Origin of the sequence: Nodosilinea sp. FACHB-131, from assembly GCF_014695395.1 — a bacterium.
Classification (GTDB): domain Bacteria; phylum Cyanobacteriota; class Cyanobacteriia; order Phormidesmidales; family Phormidesmidaceae; genus Nodosilinea.
The window spans coordinates 610,844-630,007 of the sequence record NZ_JACJOF010000027.1 but is presented as its reverse complement, the minus strand read 5'-3'; the positions used below and the strand labels follow the sequence as shown (position 1 = coordinate 630,007).

Genomic DNA, 19,164 nt, shown 5'->3' with positions numbered 1-19,164 from the left:
TTCGTTTCAGCCAGATGACGGAAGTACAAACCTACCTCTGTAATCCTACGGAAACTTACTACCAGTTGGCCAATTCGACCCTAAAAAACGCGCCATGCTTTTCGGATTTCTCTGTTGCGATCGGACTTATAAGGCGCTCAAGGACAGGGCGTTTACGCAGATCTACGGATTGATTTATTGCCAAAAAGAATCTGCTTTCTCAGAATTTACTTTGGGGGTGAAACCCCTCTTAAATGATTTCAGCCTCTTAGATAAACTTAATCTATTGAGGCGTAAGCGCTCAGTTTGAGAGCTAATTTTCTACAGTTCTCAATCAGCTGGGTCACTGAAAATCTCACCTGAAGTAATGGCTAAAGTTTTCATGTTCCCCTTTCTATTTACTAGTTAGTCAAATTTAGAGAAAGCCAAATCAGGGTGCGAGGAAAATGTCAAGGGATGCGCTTGTTGTCGGGATCAATACGTATCAGCACCTGCCAGTTTTGCAGGCGCCAGCCCACGATGCTGAGTCGGTGGCTCGCTGCTTAGAAAGCTTTGCTGAATGCCGTGTAGTCAGGTTGCCGGAGGCCATCACCCACCAAAAACCGGAGATTAGTCAACGCGGCGGTGTGACCACAGCACTGCTTGAAGAAGCGCTCATCAAACTATTTAAGCCAGCCGGCAAAACCATTCCTCAAACCGCTATTTTTTATTATTCCGGCCACGGTTTACAACGCCAGGCAGGTATTCAAGAAGGCTATTTAGCAACTAGCGATGCCAATCCGGCCGCAGGGCATTACGGACTGTCGCTGCACTGGCTGCGGCGACTGCTGCAGGAGAGCCCGGTGCGTCAACGGGTCATTCTGCTTGACTGCTGCAACAGCGGCGAGTTTTTTAACATGCTAGAGGCCGATCCAGGCGCCCGAGCCGGCACCGATCGCCTCTTTATGGCAGCGGCCCGCGAGTATGAAGCCGCCTATGAATCGCTCAACAGCAACCACAGCGTCTTTACCCAGGCGCTGCTGTCGGGTCTCAACCCCTACAAAATCAAGGGAGGCATTGTCAACGGCCACTCCCTGACGGACACGGTCAACCGAGAACTCAAGGGCGAGTTGCAGCAGCCTCTGTTTGAAAGCTCTGGCAGCGAAATTGTGCTCACTCGCGTGTCAGGCATGGTTGCCGCGGCCGCAGATACACCGCCCCCGCTGCTAGAGAGACTGCAAAAGCTCCGCTATGGATTTTGCCCCTTTCCAGGAATCGCCCCCTTCGAGGCTGCCCATAGCGAATTCTTTTTTGGCCGTGACGAGATCACCCAAACCCTAGTCGAGCAAGTGCAGTCGTCTCGACTGTGCGTCGTCACAGGGGCATCGGGCATTGGCAAGACTTCGCTACTGCGGGCCGGACTGCTGCCCCGCCTAGCCAAAGGCGAAGGCACCACCGCTTGGACTCTGCGCTACTTGGCCCTAGGGCCTTCGCCCCTTGCCAGCCTGGCAGACGCCTTTGTTGACCCCGGTGCTACAGGCTTGCATCGGGCTGAACAGCTGCATCGGGCCGAATCGTTTTTGCAGCGGGGAGCTGAGGGATTTTGCCAGCTGATCCAAGCTCTGATGGGGGAACAAGGCCCAGAAGCCCGCCTAGTACTCGTTGTCGATCAGATAGAAGCGCTGCTGATGCCGGGTTCAATCTCCGATCGCGATCGCCGCCTGGTGATCGATTGCTTGACAGCGGCAGTGCAAAACGCCCACACTCCGGTTCACTTAGTGCTGGGTCTACGGACCCACCACCTTGAGAGCCTGAACGAGTTCCCAGCGTTTCAAGCTTTGGTGGCGGCCCACAGCCTGGCCGTACCGGCCATGACCTACAACCAGCTCAAGGCCACAATCATCGGCCCCCTCGAAAAGGTGGGGCTGAGCTATGATGCCAACCTGGTCTACACGCTATTGCTCGACATTGTCAGTGCCCCTGCCGACTTAGCGCTGCTTCAGCTGATCCTAAAGGAGCTGTGGCTACGGCGAGAAAGCACCCCTAACCTCCCCAAGCCGCCGCATCTAACCTTAGCCGCCTACGCCAAGATGGGGGGCATTCGTCACCTGCTCAACCAGCGGGCGAACGAGCTGTACGAGAGCCTCACGGTTCCTGAGCAAGCCATTGCCCAGCGCATATTTCTGAGTCTTTGCGACCTGGGCGATGGCGCAATGGTGGCTCGCCGCCCAGTGTGTTTGCCTGAGCTGATCACCGAGGCCATGCCCGAGCCAGCCGTGGTCGCGGTGCTAGACAAGCTCATGGCAGCCCGGCTGGTGGTTGCCCAAACCCAGCTACAGTTCCCCAGGTGCAATATCACGACCCATTCGGTGCCTGGATGGGCACCGGCAGCGCCTGACGGTAGCCTATCCACCATTACGGGTGAGCTATTAACTCAACCAGCCACCCCCAGCGTCCCCTGCTTTGACATTGCCCATGAGGCTTTGATCCGCAACTGGCCGCTACTGCAAGACTGTTTGCAAACCCAGGGGCCACGAATCAGGCAGCAGCGGGCCATTGAGAGTGCCGCCCAAGAATGGCAACAGCAGGAGCAACCCAACCATCCCGACTATTTTTTGAGCAAAACCCGCCTCAATGAGGCCAAAACGTTTCAGCAGACTCACCCCGAACAGCTCTCGGTGCTGGCCAACCGTTATTTGGAGACCTGCGATCGCTACACCAAGCGCTGCGGCCGTCAACGTCACCTGGTCCGGCTGCTGATTCCGCTGAGCATGGCCACCGGCATGTTGACGGCCTACGGCCACAGCTACCTCAGCCAGCCAGCGACTGGGTTTAGCCTAGCGAAAGAGCCTGCGGTTAGCACAATTACCCCGTCCTTCAACCTGGCCGACCCGCCCACTCCTACTGACGCAAACATTCCCACCCATCTGGGCTCGCCCCAGACAGGCGTGGTGCGCACCAACATGCTGCCGCTAGGCTCGCCCCTGCCCAGCCCACCGCCTCAAGCGCATCGGGCGGCCGCACCCCAGCTGCAGGTAGCCCTGGCCAAGACGGCCCAAGAATTGGCGCCGCTCCACCATACCAATGACTCAGAGGCAGCTCAGACCACCCTCGCTACCTCAGCCGCCCCTAGCGAAAGCAGCAGTCTGCCCCCGGCCAACCAGGTAGTCAAGCTTGAGGCCTGGTGGGTTTCGCCCGAGGACCCATCGGTGATGATTCAAATCTGGTGTACGCGCACCCAGGCAGAACCGGTCTGTTTTACCTCCACCGCCGCCCGCAGTCAACCGGGGCAACCCTAGCCCCAGCAAAGAAAGCTATCCTAGTCTTCGTGGCTGAAGCGATGGAACGGGGCAAGCAATGCAAATTTTGTCGGTGGCGCTGCAAAACTTTAAGACCCACCGCGATCGCTACTTTGAGTTTCAACCGGGCACCAACGCCATCTGCGGCGAGAATGGCGCGGGCAAGACCAGCATTTTAGAGGCGATCGCCTGGGTGCTCTTCAACTACCAGGGCGACTACGGCAAAGACGATCTGATTCGCAACGGCAGCGGCAGTGCCCAGGTGACGGTGGCCTTCACCTCCAACTACGACGGCCGCACGTACCATGCCCAGCGCTGTACCCAGCGGGGCTACGCTCTGTTTGACCCTCAGCTTAACGAGCGATTGCCCTACACCCGCATCAAAGACGAGGTGCTGCCTTGGCTGCGCCAGCACCTGGGGTTAGGCCCCACCACCAACCTATCTCAGCTGTTTGCCCGCACCCTGGGGGTACCCCAGGGCACCTTCACCGCCGACTTTTTGCAGCCTGCCGAGCATCGCAAGGCTGTGTTCGACGCCATTCTCAAGGTGGAAGACTACAAGCTGGCCTTTAAGCAAATGAATGCCCTGCGTCGCTACGCCGAAGATCAGGCAGAGGCCACTAAGCGAGAAATTGCCCAGTACGAAGAAGCGCTAACTCTCTGGGATGACCTGCACCGGCGGCAGCAAAACCTAACCAGCGAAATTGGCACCAGCGAGCAGCGCCTAGAGACTTTGCGGACCACGCTCGCCACTCTGCAAACCCAGCGTGACGCGCTCAAGGCCCAAGCCCAAGCGGTGCAGACCTTAGCGACCCAGCGCCAGGGGCTGGTGCATCAGCTTGAGGTCAAGCAGACCGCACTAGTCCGACTTCAACAGTCGGTGCAGCAGGCGGAGCAGGCGATCGCCCTCTGTCAAACCCATCGGCAGTCCTTCAAAGGCTATCAGGCGGCGGAGCAGGCGTTGGAGGCGCTAGGTCAGGCCCAGCAGCAGCGTCAGCACTTGCAGATCGAGTACCAAACGCTGCAAACTGCCCAGAGCAAAACCCAGGTTGAGCTAGCCAGGTGGCAAACCCAGCTCGAATCGTTTGCGGCTACGGAGCGGGAGCTAGCTCAGCTGGAGCCCCATGTCGCAACTCAGATTCAGCTGGAGGCCCAGCGCCAAGCGCTGGTGCAGCAGCTAGAGCAGGGCCAGCGGTGGCAGCTCCAGCAGCAGCAGTACCAAGCGGAGCTGAAGCAACTCGATCAGCAGCGGCAACAGGCGGTTCAAACTCGCGATCGCCTGCGAGCTCTACAGCCCCAGGTCGAGGCCATTGCTGCCCTCGAAGACCAGCGCGATCGCTTCCAGCAGCAGCTCAGCCGCCTGGCTGCAGCCCGCCAGTTTGAAGCTGAAATTAATGCTCTAGTGGCAGACAGCCGCCGCCAAGGTCAAGCCCAGCAGTCTGAGATTGAAGCCGTGCTAAGGGATTTAGCGGTGTTAGCCGAGAGCCTGCCGTTGCTCTCAAGCCCGACCCTAGACCGTTTGGAACAATCGCTCCAGGGAGCTACCGACCTGCACGGGTCGCTGCTCTCGGCCCTGGAAGCCATTCTCAGCGACCTAGCAGATCAAACCGATGAGGCCGCCCTCAAAGCTGCGCTGCAAACGCTGGAAAACGACCTCAGGCAGCGCTATGGCTGGCGGGCCGAGCTGACGCAGCTCGATGGCATTGCCGTTCAGCTAGAGCAGATTCAGCAAGCCCAAGCTGAGTTGATTGCGCAGGGAGAAACCCTCACCCAGCAGCTGGCCCAGCATACCCAGGTACAGACCACCCTAGAAAAGCTGGAGCGAGAGCTTGAAACCCTGGGGCGACCGCGCGAAAAAAGCCAAATTCTCGGGCGCACCCTGCAAGACAAGGCCCGAGTAGAGCAGGCCGCCACGGCCCAAACCACTGCCCTAGACACGCTAGACCAACAGCTAAAAGCGTTGACCAGTCAGCTAGCGCCCTTCGCCGACTTAGACCAGCGCCTGGCTCAGGTGCAGCGCGATCGCGCTCAATATCAAGCAGGCTACGGGTTGTATCTACAAAACCAGTCGCTGGCGAACCAGCACAGACAGCTAGAGGCCGAACTTGCCGCTGCCCAGGCCGAACTTGCCCAGGCGTTGCAGCAGCAGCAGGATGCTGACCAGGCTTACCAGACTGCCCTAGCGCAGTTTGATCCCGAGGCCACTGCCACGCTGGAAACCAACTACAGCACGGTCAAATCTGAAGCTGACCAGCTGGCGGGGAGCGTGCCCCAGCAGCGCCAGCGACTGGCCGACATCAACCAGCAAATTGCCGGGCTTGAGGCGATCGCCCAGCGGCGCGACAGCGCCAAACAGCAGCTCCAGGCTCAGGAAAAGGTCAGGCGCTTCGTCAATTTTGCGCGCAAGGCCTACAACGAAGCGGGGCCACGCATTACTGAACAGTACCTGCGCAGCGTTTCGCAGCAGGCCGATCGCCTGTTTCGCGATCTGCTCAACCGCCCCAATGTGGCTTTGCAGTGGACGCGAGACTACGAAATTGTGGTGCAGGATGGACCCAACCAGCGGCGGTTTATCAACCTATCGGGAGGCGAGCAGATGTGTGCGGCTCTAGCAGTGCGCCTGGCCCTGCTCAAGGTGCTGGCCGATGCCGACATTGCCTTCTTTGACGAACCCACCACCAATATGGATCGCCCTCGCCGCCAGGGGTTAGCTGAAGCGATCGGCCGCATCAAAACCTTTGAGCAGCTGTTTGTCATCAGCCACGACGACACCTTCGAGCAGGTGACCGAAAACGTGATCGTGGTGGAGCGGGAAGCCAGCTAATTATCCTTAGCAAGAGCAATACTTGTGCACAGGCCTGACTTGAGCGGCGACAAAAAGCCGCCCCCAATGCAGGGGCGGCTCTAGAGGTAGGAGTCCCACAGGAAATGACTGATGCGGCTAGTAGATAAGGATCGGCCTAGCTGTTAATTAGCAATCACGTTGCTCGAAAAGGCATCGCCGCTGTAAGCGGGTACGCGATCGCCGAAATCAGTGGACTGGCCGGTCACAGACTGAGCTAACTGGTCAAAGGAATCAGAACGCCAGTTGCGCTCGTGAATTGGCTTGGTTTGCTCACCCCGGAAATAGGCCTGGGTGCCAATCAGTGCAACAGCGACCCAGCCGATGACAAAGAGAGAAATCAATAGGGCAGTCATGAATAAACCTCCAGTGCGGAATGGTGACAGCGGCAAAACGCGCTGCTTACCTGGCTTAGCAATGCAATCGATGCAGACGCATTTCGCTTATGTAACTCAATATAAACTTAATGTAACAAAATGTCAAATTAAGTTGCGGCAAAGCGGCTGCAAGTGATAAGCAATTCTACTCGGATTGCGGAGCCAGAGTTCACAGGTTCCCCCTTACCCCTATAGAACCTCCGACAGGGAAGCTTTAGAGGACACAAATATTAAGAGGCCCACTGGGTATAAGCTCTGCCAAAGCGTTTAGGATGAAGCTCAGGGTTAAATGGCGTCAATGCCTCTCTCTTCAAAGGTTTAGGGCAATCGGTGAGGCGCATAGGTCATCTACAGCGCCCAGACGGTTGTCTATCTGCGATCGCTCAACCTAGCCTTCTCTACAGGGCTTTGCCATGCACGCCTACACTCGCTACTCCCTAGACCTGCTTGCTCAAAACTACAGCCGTGGGCAGCTCCAGTTTCATCATTTGGATCTGCGGCATGTGTCGCTGGAGGGCATTAAGTTGCCCTTTGTTGAATTCATTGACTGCAACCTCTCAGGCTTGAATCTATCAGGCGCTTTTATGCCGGGGAGTGTGTTTACCCACAGTCTCCTGCGCAAGAGCAGACTCAACTGGGCCAACCTGATCGGCAGCGACTTTTTTCGAGCCGATTTGTCTGGTGCTCAGCTCAACCGAGCTCTGCTTTCGGGGGCTAAGCTAACCGGCATCAATCTTCACGGCGCTATTCTCAAAGAAGCTGTCCTCAGTGGCAGTGACCTCTGCGGTGCCAACCTCAAGCGCGCCTGCCTGCGGGGCGCTAATCTCAGCCACGCCAATCTCCAGGGAGCCGATCTGCGCGAAGCTGACCTGACCAACGCTGACCTCGATGGCGCTAACCTGATTGGGGCTATGATGCCCGACAACACCTACATAGACTTTAGTTTTGACATGCTGCCCGCTGGGGCAGAATAACGCTCCAGCAATTTTGGCGAACAGTCGCCGCCCAAAAATCAAGCGGTTTTGGCAAGGGAGCCTACTGCGGTTAAAAGTAGCTAGTCGTCCTTGTTTTGCGATCGCTCGACTATGGCCTTACCTGGCAATGACCTAGTGCAGCGCCACCCCGGCACCACCAAACAACACCAGCGACAAAAAGAAGTCGACCATAAACAACCCCACCCAGGTAGTGACCACCGCTGATGTCGCGGCTCGACCGACTGACCGACTACAGGTGGTCGTCAGCCCCCAAGTGCAGCCCGCCAAAGCCACAATCGCCCCAAACAAAACCGATTTGATCAAGACAGCAATCAGGTCGTTGAGCACCATCAGCGATCGCACTGAGTCTAGAAACTGGCTCACCGGCATTTCGTAGAATAAAAAAGCCACTCCAGCCCCGCCCACAATTCCTAGCACTAGGCCCAGCACCGTGAGCACTGGCAGCATCACGCAGCAGGCTACCACCCGAGGCAGCACCAGATAGTCGATCGGGTCTGTGCGCAGCACCTTGAGGGCGTCGATCTGGTCCGTTACCTTCATGCAGCCAATTTCAGCAGCGTAGGCCGTGCCCACCTGCCCAGCCATGATAGCCGCAGTCAAGATGGGGGCCAGTTCCCGGCAGAAAGCCATGGCAAAGGCTCCCCCCAGGGCGTGCATTGCTCCAAAGCGCTCCAGCTCGCGCGCGGTTTGAACGGTAAAAATCATGCCGGCAAAAACATTGGTCAGCAGCACTGGAGTCAGGGTCAATGGTCCGGCCGCAACCATTTGCTCTAGGGTGCGCTGGCGATTGACCCGACCGCGCAGAATGCGCATGAACACCTGTCCGCCCAAAAAGCAGGCCATCACGATGTGATAAGGACAAGATTTTGCCTGCACCGTCATTGCCGGTCGGGGTTCAGGCCGGGGGCCACAGCCCGAGTTGGTCAACTTTGGGAGGGCAAGGGAACGCCGCAGGGTTTTGTCGTAGGCCTTAACCATGGCAACAACTCATAGGGTAGATGGGCAGAGGCAAATTACCAAGCTCAGGGTGCCCTAATAGAGCGGTTTTGTGGATCTATACTGCAACGGCAGCGACGCCAAAAAATGCCTCTTACCTGAGCGTAAGATCAGCCCCATTGAGGCCTAACACCGCGCCCCAAGCCAGCGCAGCCGACATTGCCAAGGCTAAGCACTAGAGGCAATTGTGATAAATCGTCACCCGATTGACCCCAATTTACAGAGTCTGACCGGGTTACTGACATTTCTTCGGATAATTTTCACAATATTGGCTGCTTTTTGAAGCGAAACCCGTTTTTAAGAGGGTGCTCAGCATTGCCGCCGCTTTAGGCCACATCAACTTTTGCCTGCTGCTAGCTCTCCTAACCCAGCTTCCCTGGAAGCCGAAGATAATAGTACATTTCTTGGTACACATTCCGCAGAGACATGGTACACTTGTACCAAATTCTGCCGGAACTGCCTTGGGCCAGGTGATTTGGCGATCGCAAACGATCGCTCTACACCGGCCAGCTTGAGTTGATGGGCAGGGTTAATGGTTTTTGGCTGATCTTCACACGGTTATCAGGCAATGGATTTTCAAAGCATTCAAACCAAACTCACTAATACAGTCAACGCCCTGAGCCAAAGTGATGCCACCGTGCAGGTTGACTGGGCCGGTGAACCATCGCTGCCGAGCACCGTGGTGCGAGAAGCTCAGGCTGTCCCTAGAGGGCGATCGCGCCCCAGCGTAGATTTTTCTACGGCTATTGATGCTCTGCAATGGCGATCTGAACAGGCTGGGGGAGCCGATCTAGCGGCCAACTTACCCGCCGGATCAGCGCCTGCAGAAGTCTACCTCAAGCGCCTGAACGCTATGGCGCACAAGATTAACCAGCTGTCGTCAGAGCAGGAACGGGCGATCGCAGAAATGCAGCTAATCCGGGCTCGCTTGACTCGCATTCATCCCATTGCTAACACCCAGGGGCAGCCGGTGGTGCCTCCCTACCTCGATGTTGAGCGGGCGGTTTTAGCGTCGGCAGAAATGGATCACCAGGGCAATATCGTACTGGCTTACCGTACCATCAGCCCCACCTCATCCCCTGGCCCTCGGGCCAACCCAATTCCAACTGAGATCAACCAACTGGCTGGACACCTGCGCACCACCTATGGCCCTTCTAAACGTCGCGGTCGAAGCGAGTGGGGTGCCCTGACCTCTGACCTGGTCGCCCTGGGGCAAGAGCCTTCTGAGCTGGTTGCCCACCTGAGTCGCACCGTTTGGGATGCGGGTTTGGCGATCGCGCGCTTGATTGCCCCTCAGCATGCCAAGCCCTCGGTTACGTCTAGCTCCCTCTTAGAGCAGCCAAGGCGAGGAGCATCTCTCTCTGTAGTTGATGGGGTGCTGTGGTTAGGGGGTGGAGTCATCGGTCGGCTAGCCTTGAATCTCCTGTTGGCCGCCTTTCCAGCCCTTTGGTCAGTGGCGGTAGCTGCGATTACCGCGATCACAGCCTACGCCCTCTACCGAGCAACCCTGGCCCCCAAACTGGCCTTCGGCCCGGCCATTCGGGTGTTTTTGCTGGTTTTAGGGCTGGTTGTGGGCGGCCAGCTCTAGCGCGGTGCGGCTCTATTCTTCACTGAGTTTTAAGGAGGCAGCTGATGGTTTCAATGCATCCCCAGGGGGAGAAAATCACCTTGGCAAACGCCAAGCCCTTTATTGCGGGGGCCATTTTGCTAGCCATTGGGCTACTGGCCATTGACGATCAGAAGCTGGGCGGTTGGTTGCAAGCCGCCGGTACCCAGAGCGCTGAGGGATGCGAAAAGATTGTGCAGAGCAATGCCCAGTTGAGCCGTGAGCAGCTTGCTCAGCTGCTGGTCGTGCCCGAGCGTGACCCCAAAGAAAATGTGCGCAAGATTGTTGCCGAACCCTACTGTAGCCTGCCTCAGCTCCAGGTGCGCTCTGGGGTGGTTTCAGAGCGCGAAGCCTACCCGATGGCATGGGATCCGACTGTTCAGCTAGTAATTTTGTACGAAAATGACGAGTACGCTGGCTATCGCTTTCGGTTTCAATAGTGCCCTGCTGATCGGCCAGTTTGGCTGGAGACCTTTGGGTTCCTGGGCAAGAGGTCAGTTTTTTCAGCACTTACGCTGGGGTGCACCACCCCTCGGACTCGGTCGGTTGGCTCTCAGCCTGGGGTTAGGCGTGCTGCTGCTTGGCCTGGGCGGTTGCGGCAGGCTAACGCCGACAGTGCCCCGTCAGATCGTGCTGAAGCAGGCTTGGGAGATCGAATCGGGCGATCGCGTGGCGGGGCAGTTAGTAACCGGCAGCCTGGGCGATATCTCGATCCGGTTGCAGGGCGCTCGGCTGCGCGCTCCTTTTACGGGTCAGGTAGAGCCGGCGGCTAAGGGATTCAATTGCATTTACTTTTCTAGTCCAGAGGTACCGGCCTACCTGTTTCGCTACTGCGGTGTCAGTCACCCCCATTTGGGACCCATTGAGGCCGGAGACGTTATGGGGCGTGGGCGCTACATTCATTTCGCCACCCTGCGACGGCAGCCCGATGGCTCCTGGGCTATGGTCGAGCCCTCCGATCGCGTGCTGGAGCGATCGCTCAATCGACCACCGCCAGGCTTACCGTTCTAAGCCCAGCCGCACCGTTTCAGAACCCCAATTCACTCCCCTAAGCCTGCCCCGGCAATTTACCCCCTTCTGCCCATGAAGCTCCATCCCACTCTTCTAGCCGCTAGTGCTCTGTTGACATTACTTTGCCCGACAGCGGTGCGGGCCGACGACGGCATTCTTAGCTTTGAGCTGTCGCCACCTCAGTGGGTAGAGCCGCCGCCGATTGCCGATGCGATCGCACCAGCGGTAGACAACGCCGACCAGCCCCTGCCCATTCCGGCCCAGGCAGCCAATCCACCGATGCGCTACCACTCCCCCCAGCAGCTACCGGCGGGGGTATATCGGCGCGGGGTAGCCGTAGCGCTGAATGAGAGCACATCGGCCACTGCGCTGCTGCCACCGGCTCCACCGCTGTCTATAGCTCCGGTGATGGTGGCCGTAGCGCCTGAACCAGTCGCCCCAGAGCCCCAGGTTGAACCACCCAAGGAAACGCAGCGGCTAGCCCTCGATTTTGGGTTGGAACCATCGGCGGCGGTGGCCATGGCCCAAGCCAAATTGGCTGAGCCCAAAGCCACACCTAACCCGCTGCTGGGGTTATTTGAAAATAACTCAGATTCTCTAGTGGCCAGGGCAGTGGGCAGCGCCGAGGGTACCCGCACCCCTAACGGGGCGATTAATCCGGCTTATTTTGGCCACACCGACCCCGGCAACCGCGTGTGGAACATGGGCACGTTTTCCTACCAGCACGGGGCTCAAACTCCTGAAGAAGCCGACCAAAAACAGTTGGCCCGACTTCAAAATCAAGGGGATGTGCTGCGCCAAAGAGCCCTCCAGCACGGCCTTAACCTCACCCTTGAGGAAACCCTCAACGGGCTAGACCTAGCCAACCAATCGCCCCTAGCTGCCATCGGACGGGTGGGTTATATTGAGCGTCTCGCTGAGGCTAAGGCTAATGGATATGAAGGGTCTGAGGCCATTTTGGTAGCTCGTACCCGTTCCTATATCAACCCTAATACCGGACGCTGGAATGCCCCTGGGTTGGGCAATACCGAAGTTGGCATTCGCCGTGACCAGCAGCGCCGGGCCAATGCCGTAGCCCAGGCGATCGCCGCCTATGAGGCCCAAAATCCTGACCTTCGTTCCCAGACCTGGGCACTGATACCTGCCCCCGAGCCGGAAACCCTAGTGGCGCTAGACCACCCTGAGACGGAGCCTGTGGACGAGGTACTGCAAATGTGGACCTCTCCTAGTGACCCCGTTGCCCAGGTTGAACCAGCAGATAACGAGGCGATCGCCGCTGCACCAAACCCAGCTGAAGCCAGTGACGTCGATCCGTTGGCAGCGCTCTGGCAGGTTACCGTCGAACGCTTCTCCCAAGCGGCGTTCCCACCAGGAGCAGGCACCTCACCGCAGACAGCCTCCCTCGCTAACGTGTTGTTTAACCGGGGCGATGCTCCTGCTACCGCAAATGCCGTCTTAGAAGCTGACGAGGCTGCCACAGTTCCACCGCCAGCACCGGTCGCCAATGACAATAGTGCACTCTCCGTCGGTGAGGTATTACCCGCCTCAGCAACAGCAGCGCCCACCGAGAGTGGCGAGCAAGAACCCGTAATAGATTTGACGCCAGCTGCCGCTGCACCAACAGCAGAAACAGTAGCCGAGCCAGCTGCGATCGCCCCTCCATCCTGGGCAGATGCAAAAGAAGGTAGCCAAACCGTTGTCCCAATTACCACTACATCTCCTGTGCCTGGAGCATTTCCCGACAGCACGGTCTACATGCCTCAGGCTACCGTTGCAGAACCCGATTGGCAGTTAGAGGCAGCGCCACAGGAAGCCCCTGAGTCTCCCGTGAGCGAGGTTGCGACTCCAGAGGCTGAACTGGAGGTCCCAGACTCCGTCATAGATGCCTTTGAACCACCTATGGGTGCCCCAGAGGTCTTGCCATTAGAGGCCTCTGTTTCTGATGACGAGACGATCACCTCTGAGCCAGAAAAGCCCTTGGGGTTTGAACAGGTCAGCCCAGAGGATCTGTCGCTGGGGAGTTCTCCTGAGAATGTAGAGCCTTTAAGGGAGGCGATCGCCCCACCCAATGCAGAGCCAGACCAGGCCATTACCCCCGATGCGGCTCGGGAAGGCACCTCAACTTATTAATCCCTGAGTTATCTTGAGGTAACTTACAGAAGCAGAGCCAAATTCAGAGAGAACAACCTCAGCGTTTCATGGGTTGTCGACAGAGAGTTATCGGCGGAAAGTGCGATCGCCACAAAAATGGCGATCGCGAGCAAATCAGCCAGCTTTCAGTGGTTGACAAAAACAGCACCGACCACAACATCGGGACAATTCTTTCTAGTAGCGTTTTAGTCCTTGGAAAAACCCTTTTCATCGCTGCCGGTTCTTTAACGGCCTGGGCAACCGACCGCAAATCTAGCAAAATAGTAAAGTCTCTCATAAAGATTAATGGGCTGAGCTTAAGAATTCACCTTCGCGTCTTGCCCCGCGCCTAGCATAGGGAAATCCTGATCGTTAACTTGCCAGGCCCATGCCGGAGCCCGACACCCACTCTTCATCCAACGACCTTTCTGCCCTTGACGTGCAAAGCGGCAATGCGGCTATTGATAGCCGCCTCAATGTGGACCAAATGCTCTCTCTAATCGACAGCATTTTGCCCTTTGAAGCCTGCCTCTACCACGAGATCATTCCTCTCTCTGTGGAGTCGAGTTGCTTGCACCTCGGCATGGTCAACCCATCGGACACCGTTGCTACGGAATATGCCCGCAAGCAAGTCTCCTTCATTCACTGCTCTGTGGTGTCGTGGCCCGTGGCCTCTGACTGGCAGCGCAAAATGCTCTCTAAGTATCTAAGTCACGCCTCTCGGCAAAAGGCTAAGCCCCAGCCGCAGGTTGAGGCACTGCCCCAGGCGCAAAACCAGGGCGATGAGTTTCTCACGTTTATTGTTGACAGCCCAGAGGATCTGAGCAGCGATCGCCCCACCCCAACTGTTGACAGCTCAGAAGAACCGCAGAGCGATCGCCCCACCCCAGTTGTTGATAGCCTGCAAGAACCGCAGAGCGATCGCCCAACCCCTGACCTGCCGCCTGCTCCACCCCTACCCCAACCTCCAGGAATTGAGCTAGAGTCTCAACCCTTGGCCCTCACGCTTGACCCGATTCTTAGCCAGGTGCCGCTCAACCAACTCCATCGCTTACCACCCCCCAAGCTCACCCAGGCGCTGCTTTATCAGGTGCTAACCGAGGGCATTGGGCGTCTGTATCTAGAACGCCGCTCCGCCAATGGCCAGGTGCTCTGGAGCAGAGACGGCGTGGTTCAAGCCGCTCTCAAAAACCTGAGCCTCGACCAGGTTCAAAGCGTCATCAACGAACTCAAGCGGCTGACGCACCTGCCCCTGCTACCAACTGCCCAGCCCAAACAGGCCGACATTGAGCGGCTGTACAAAGGCGAACGCGTGCTGCTGCGCCTGCGTCTGATGTCGGGTGCCCACGGCGAAGAAGCCACCCTTCAAGTCCTGCGGGGGGCCGCCCTCAAGTTTTATCAGCAGCAGCAAATCAAACAGATGGGAGAGGATGCCCTCGGGGTTGCTCAAACCCTGCAAAAACGTATTTTTGAGATTCGTCAGCGGGCTCGCCAATCGCTGACGATTGAGCCTCCCTCAGCGCGGACGCTAGAGGCCCTGAGTCAGCTGCTCAAGATGATGGAAGAGCAGATTGATCAGATTATGAAGTCGTCTACTTACCCAGACGATGAGGCGTAGCCCTAACCAAAAAGTCAGGAGCTAAGCAAAAGACACAACTCAAAGAACAAAAACCGCAGAAAATATTAAGTGGGCCTAGGCTCCGCCATTCTGGACAGTCGTCACTGAGTATCTAAGCGGTTACATCGCCGAACATCAGGAGTTAAGTGGACGTCCAGTCTTGGCCCTAGGGCTCTGACTTGTTACCCCAGGCACCGGTTACACGGCCAAAGTTAACTTGAAACTCGTCTAAGCCCAACCGGGTGCCGGGACGTTCTTCATCCCAAGACGCTGACAGCACGCCGTAGGTAAGGCCTACTACCCCCAAGCCAAAGCAGCCCAAGGTCACTAACAGTACAAAGTAAGAGGGCAACTCTACTACTTGATTTACCACCAGGTAGTAGCTGACGAAAAAGGTCAGTATTCCTAGTCCCGTGGGGACACCGGAAAAGACCAACATGCGGCGCAGCATGCGATCGCTCACCTCCTGAGGAATAGAGGTGGTTGCACGGTCTGCCCGCTTAGCTTTAGCTGTCTTTTTACTAGAAACAACTGGCTTAGCTACAGCAGTCGTATTTACGGTGGCTGGCTTTTTGGCTGATTTCTTTTTAGGAGCTGGCTTAGCAGCCTTTGGCACCTCATCGGCAGGCTTGCTACCACTCCTGCCTGGCTCAAAGGGCAGCCGCTTTCGGGAAGACTCAGAGGCCATAGCGCTACGCGACAACAACAAGAATTAGCTTTGGGCTAGCGGTGCTAGCCCAACGTTTCTAGCCCAAAGGCACAGGTTGCACAATGCGATCGCAGTACTAAGTTCAGGCTACCTACCGGAGAACCTTGCTGAGTTCGACTCAACCCACTCAGCTGATCTGGCTTTGGCGGAAAACCTAGCCGCGAATACCAAGCTTTTGGATCAACGCCCGATAGCGCTCGGAGTCTTGCTTTTGCAGGTAGGCCATTAGGCGCTTGCGGTGACCAATCATTTTGAGCAGGCCACGGCGAGACGAGTAGTCTTTCTTGTTCTTTTGCAGGTGAGAGCTCAGCTGATTGATGCGCTCGGTGAGCATAGCAATCTGCAGATCGGCAGAGCCGGTGTCAGTTTCGTGCACCTGATAGTCGGAAATAAGTTCCTGCTTACGCGCTTGCAACAGAGTCATGGGACAGACAGCTTCTCTAGAAGAATAATTTTGAGCCAGGATTTTTCACTATAGCATAGGGGCTGCTGCACCCATCTTGTCTCAGCGGAGGATTACTGGCTGAGCCATGCGATCGCCTCGCGCACCCAGCTTTCTGGATCCGCTGTCTTTTGCAAAGTAGAGCTACGCCCTACTGCTTGAAGTGCCTTGAGAATCTCGCTCTGGCTATAGCCCAGGGCGCTAAGGGTTGCTTCAACCTCTTCATAGAGGGTTGGTACTGGTCCAGCATCAGGCACCAGGCCCACCCCCGACTGAGTTTGCCAGTCTTGCAGCTTGGTTTTAAGCTCTAGCACCAGCCGTTCGGCGGTTTTGTTGCCTACCCCTGGGGTACGCGACAGTAGACGGGTGTTACCACTAACGACCGCCTGGGTCAGCTCAACCTCGCCTAGGGTGTCGATCAGGGCCAGAGCCATCTGGGGACCAATGCCGCTAACGCTAATGAGCAGCCGAAACAGGTCGCGCTCCTGGCGCTGGCCAAAGCCAAACAATACCGCCTGATCTTCGCGAAAGTAGAGATGGCTAAAGAGCTGCACCACCTCTCCTAGGGGCGGCAGCTGCGACAGCTGGCGGGCCGGCACCTGCATGTCATAGCCCACCTGATTGACGTCTAAGGTGACGATAATTTTGTGGTTACCGGGCTTTTGAATATCGGCCAGCACCCCTTTGAGATAGCTGATCATGGGTCAGCGGCAGGCTTTTGCGGTGGGCGAGGGCGATTTGAAAGGCGATCGCTTCCCGCATCGGCACGGGGGTCGGATAGCACCGCACTGGGCGACGCACCCTTACTCGATTTAGGTCGTTGGGTTGGAGCAGGTGCGGGGGCTTCTTTCACCGGTTGAAGGTGGCTACGCCCGTTTTGAATGATCCGCAACATCTGCGAGAGCTGCTGCTCTACGCTAGAGAGCACCTGATCAGCGTAGCCATCGGCCTCCTGCTGAATCATGTCTTGCTCGTCTAGGGCCTTTTGGCGCAGGGACTCCCACTCACGCTGGGCTTGAATCTGCATTTGCTCAATGTCACCCATCACCTGGGTACGCAAGCTGTCACAATCCTGCTGGGCCTGGGCTTTGAGCTGCTGGGCCATTTGCTCAGCCTGGCGGACAATGCCAAGTTCATCGAGTATTTGGGCCGCCTGCTGCTCAGCAGCAGCGATCAGTTCTTGGGCGTAGCGCTCAGATTCGGCCAGCAAGCTGTTGCGCTGCTGCAAAATTTGCACCGCTTGGCGAAAGGCCGGCGGCAGGTTAAGGCGAATAGCGTCGAGTTGGTCAAGCAGCTGATCCTCATCGACCAGGGTACGACCACTAAAGGGCACCCGAGGACTGGCCAAAATCAGCTCTTCAAGCTTATTCAGCTCCTGTTGAATGTCGATGTCTCCAGGGTTGGGCAGGCCCGAGTTTGTTTCCGTCGCCTCTACAGACAATCCATTGGTTTGGGCACCGGCACTGCGGGACTGGGCGGTGCGGGGCTGGGCGTTGAGGCGGGAGGGTTCTGGGCGTAGCATTGGTAAATGTCTCGCGCTACATGGTGGGGAACAAGGTGGTCGATGGGGCCGCCAAAGCGGGCAATTTCTTTGACCAGGCTGCTGCTAAGAAAGCTGTACTCTGTAGAGGTTGACAGAAAAAGAGTCTCAATATCATCGGCCAGGGTCTTATTAGTATGCGCCATTTGCAGCTCTTTTTCGAAATCGGAGAGCACTCGCAACCCCCGCAGCAACACCTGGGCATGGCGCTGCCTGGCATAGTTGATGGTGAGACCATCGTAATGGTCAATGTCAATATTGTTGAGATGACTTACCGATCGCTCAATTTGCCCAATGCGCTCGTCGGTAGAAAACATGGGCACCTTGTTGGGGTTGCTAGACACCAGCACAATCACCCGCTCAAACAATCGACTGCCGCGGGTAATGATGTCTAAATGGCCCAAAGTAATGGGGTCAAAACTGCCGGGATAGATGGCAATCAAAACAGCTTAGCCAGTATTCCAGGATTAATGTGGCGATTATAGCTAATTTCTGGCCATTAAGGCCCAGACTCGCGTTTCTATAGGACGGGATAGTGGGCCAGAGAGGGCAGGCGCTTACGGTAGACGCGATCGCATCGAGCCGTCTCAACCCCAGTGGCAGCTTCATAACCGCTGGCTTCGTACAACCTCACCGCCTCCTTGAGCACCGAGGCGGTTTCTAGCCAAATCTCGGTGAAACCGCGCTGCTGAATAGCAGATTCTAGCGTGCTGAGCAGGTAGCGCCCCAGCCCTTGCCCCCGTGCCTGAGGCAGCAGATACATCTTGCGCAGCTCCACTGCGCCATCCCCACGTTGGGTAGGACGATAGCCAGCGGTACCGACCAGCCCGCGGTCAAGCTCTACTACCCAAAATTCGCCGCCCGTCTTCCAGTAGCAGTCTTCTACTTCTAGGGCATCGCGATCGCTATCGGTCGGTTCACAGGTGAGGCGATATTCCTGCAGCACCTCGCCAATAATGGCAACGGCGGCGGCGCGATCGTTTGGCTGCCAGCTGCGAATTAGGTAAGGACCAAAGGTGCTGCGGTGTTCTAGCGGCATCGAACTTCTCTAGCTATGAATGCGGGGCTGGGGGTGAAGGCGAGCTAAAATCTCGCTTTCGGCAGCGGCTAATTCAGCTAGCCGCCCTTCTACCTCGGCGCGGGGGAAGCGGCCGGTAGCCAATACCCAGTAAGCTCCGTAGTGGCGAGCTTCTGAAGCCATGAGACTGCGGTAGAACTGGGCTAATTCTAGATCGGGGCAGTGCTGGCCCAACAACCCTAACCGCTCGTGGCTGCGAGCTTCGATCAGAGCCGACACCAGCAACACGTCAAGCTGACGATGGGGTTCGTCACCTCGCACCTGCTGTCGCAGAGCGGCTCCATAGGGGGGTGGCGGCAAGGGGCCAAAGGGAACACTGCGGCGCTCCAGCCACTGGTTGACCTGGGCGAAGTGGGCTAATTCTTCCTGGGCGATCGCGGTTAGCGCTTTGACTAACTCAGCATCTGATGGATAGCGGTTGATCAGGCTCATGGCCACCCCCGCCGCCTTGCGCTCGCACTGGGCGTGATCGAGCAAAATCACGTCCAGGTTAGCCAGGGCTTGCTCAACCCAGGCCTGAGAGGTTGGCGTTTCTAAAAATTTAATCGTGGCGGTGGCCATAC

Annotated in this window: 17 protein-coding genes; 8 read left to right on the top strand and 9 right to left on the bottom strand. The window is 57.1% G+C overall.

From position 1 onward, the window contains the following. Positions 1 to 425 precede the first annotated feature (425 nt). Positions 426 to 3,257 carry a caspase family protein gene (locus H6F75_RS19245; RefSeq protein ID WP_190754033.1) on the top strand — a complete coding sequence of 944 codons (2,832 nt, stop codon included), beginning with the start codon at positions 426 to 428 and terminating at the stop codon, positions 3,255 to 3,257. A gap of 58 nt (positions 3,258 to 3,315) precedes the next feature. Next, positions 3,316 to 6,081 carry an SMC family ATPase gene (locus H6F75_RS19240; protein WP_190754032.1) on the top strand — a complete coding sequence of 922 codons (2,766 nt, stop codon included), beginning with the start codon at positions 3,316 to 3,318 and terminating at the stop codon, positions 6,079 to 6,081. Between the two features lie 143 nt (positions 6,082 to 6,224). On the opposite strand, the gene H6F75_RS19235 is transcribed toward H6F75_RS19240, so the two are convergent. Then, positions 6,225 to 6,455 (bottom strand): hypothetical protein, encoded by a 231-nt coding sequence (locus H6F75_RS19235; RefSeq protein WP_190754031.1) that lies wholly within the window; start codon positions 6,453 to 6,455, stop codon positions 6,225 to 6,227. Positions 6,456 to 6,889: 434 nt separating this feature from the next. Here H6F75_RS19235 and H6F75_RS19230 point away from each other — a divergent pair, with 434 nt between their 5' ends. Next, positions 6,890 to 7,450, top strand: a complete 561-nt coding sequence (locus H6F75_RS19230; protein ID WP_190754030.1) for a pentapeptide repeat-containing protein — start codon at positions 6,890 to 6,892, stop codon at positions 7,448 to 7,450. Positions 7,451 to 7,582: 132 nt separating this feature from the next. Here H6F75_RS19230 and H6F75_RS19225 read toward each other — a convergent pair whose 3' ends face one another. Next, a complete protein-coding gene (locus H6F75_RS19225) occupies positions 7,583 to 8,314 on the bottom strand; it encodes an MlaE family lipid ABC transporter permease subunit (protein WP_190754195.1) in 732 nt (243 codons plus the stop codon). Between the two features lie 721 nt (positions 8,315 to 9,035). Between H6F75_RS19225 and H6F75_RS19220 the strand changes: the two genes are divergently transcribed. The 5 genes from H6F75_RS19220 (at position 9,036) to H6F75_RS19200 (ending at position 14,832) form a co-directional block, all read left to right on the top strand. After that, the gene (locus tag H6F75_RS19220) at positions 9,036 to 10,055 is read left to right on the top strand and encodes a hypothetical protein (protein WP_190754029.1); all 1,020 of its coding nucleotides are present in this window, start codon (positions 9,036 to 9,038) and stop codon (positions 10,053 to 10,055) included. 44 nt (positions 10,056 to 10,099) lie between these two features. Next, the gene (locus tag H6F75_RS19215; protein ID WP_242020140.1) at positions 10,100 to 10,513 is read left to right on the top strand and encodes a hypothetical protein; all 414 of its coding nucleotides are present in this window, start codon (positions 10,100 to 10,102) and stop codon (positions 10,511 to 10,513) included. Beyond that, entirely contained in the window at positions 10,476 to 11,084 is a 609-nt protein-coding gene (locus H6F75_RS19210; protein ID WP_242020138.1) for a hypothetical protein, read from the top strand. The genes H6F75_RS19215 and H6F75_RS19210 overlap by 38 nt, the downstream gene beginning before the upstream one ends. A gap of 72 nt (positions 11,085 to 11,156) precedes the next feature. Beyond that, positions 11,157 to 13,214, top strand: a complete 2,058-nt coding sequence (locus tag H6F75_RS19205; RefSeq protein WP_190754028.1) for a hypothetical protein — start codon at positions 11,157 to 11,159, stop codon at positions 13,212 to 13,214. 388 nt (positions 13,215 to 13,602) lie between these two features. Continuing rightward, positions 13,603 to 14,832, top strand: a complete 1,230-nt coding sequence (locus H6F75_RS19200) for a hypothetical protein (protein ID WP_190754027.1) — start codon at positions 13,603 to 13,605, stop codon at positions 14,830 to 14,832. A gap of 166 nt (positions 14,833 to 14,998) precedes the next feature. On the opposite strand, the gene H6F75_RS19195 is transcribed toward H6F75_RS19200, so the two are convergent. From H6F75_RS19195 to H6F75_RS19165, 7 genes are all read right to left on the bottom strand, one after another. Beyond that, positions 14,999 to 15,520, bottom strand: a complete 522-nt coding sequence (locus H6F75_RS19195; RefSeq protein WP_190754026.1) for a PAM68 family protein — start codon at positions 15,518 to 15,520, stop codon at positions 14,999 to 15,001. Between the two features lie 175 nt (positions 15,521 to 15,695). Then, positions 15,696 to 15,965, bottom strand: a complete 270-nt coding sequence (rpsO, locus tag H6F75_RS19190) for a 30S ribosomal protein S15 (protein WP_190754025.1) — start codon at positions 15,963 to 15,965, stop codon at positions 15,696 to 15,698. Positions 15,966 to 16,057: 92 nt separating this feature from the next. Further along, positions 16,058 to 16,684 (bottom strand): Holliday junction branch migration protein RuvA, encoded by a 627-nt coding sequence (gene ruvA / locus H6F75_RS19185; RefSeq protein ID WP_190754024.1) that lies wholly within the window; start codon positions 16,682 to 16,684, stop codon positions 16,058 to 16,060. Beyond that, positions 16,681 to 17,505 (bottom strand): hypothetical protein, encoded by an 825-nt coding sequence (locus H6F75_RS19180; RefSeq protein ID WP_242020136.1) that lies wholly within the window; start codon positions 17,503 to 17,505, stop codon positions 16,681 to 16,683. The genes ruvA and H6F75_RS19180 overlap by 4 nt, the downstream gene beginning before the upstream one ends. Further along, complete coding sequence (gene coaD / locus H6F75_RS19175; RefSeq protein WP_190754023.1) at positions 17,415 to 17,966, bottom strand: pantetheine-phosphate adenylyltransferase; 552 nt, start codon at positions 17,964 to 17,966, stop codon at positions 17,415 to 17,417. The genes H6F75_RS19180 and coaD overlap by 91 nt, the downstream gene beginning before the upstream one ends. A 77-nt stretch (positions 17,967 to 18,043) precedes the next feature. Further along, positions 18,044 to 18,562, bottom strand: coding sequence for a GNAT family N-acetyltransferase (locus H6F75_RS19170; RefSeq protein WP_190754022.1), 519 nt, complete (start codon positions 18,560 to 18,562; stop codon positions 18,044 to 18,046). A 9-nt stretch (positions 18,563 to 18,571) separates the two neighbouring features. Further along, positions 18,572 to 19,162: a tRNA-(ms[2]io[6]A)-hydroxylase gene (locus H6F75_RS19165; RefSeq protein ID WP_190754021.1), complete on the bottom strand. Its 591-nt coding sequence runs from the start codon at positions 19,160 to 19,162 to the stop codon at positions 18,572 to 18,574. Positions 19,163 to 19,164: the final 2 nt, after the last annotated feature.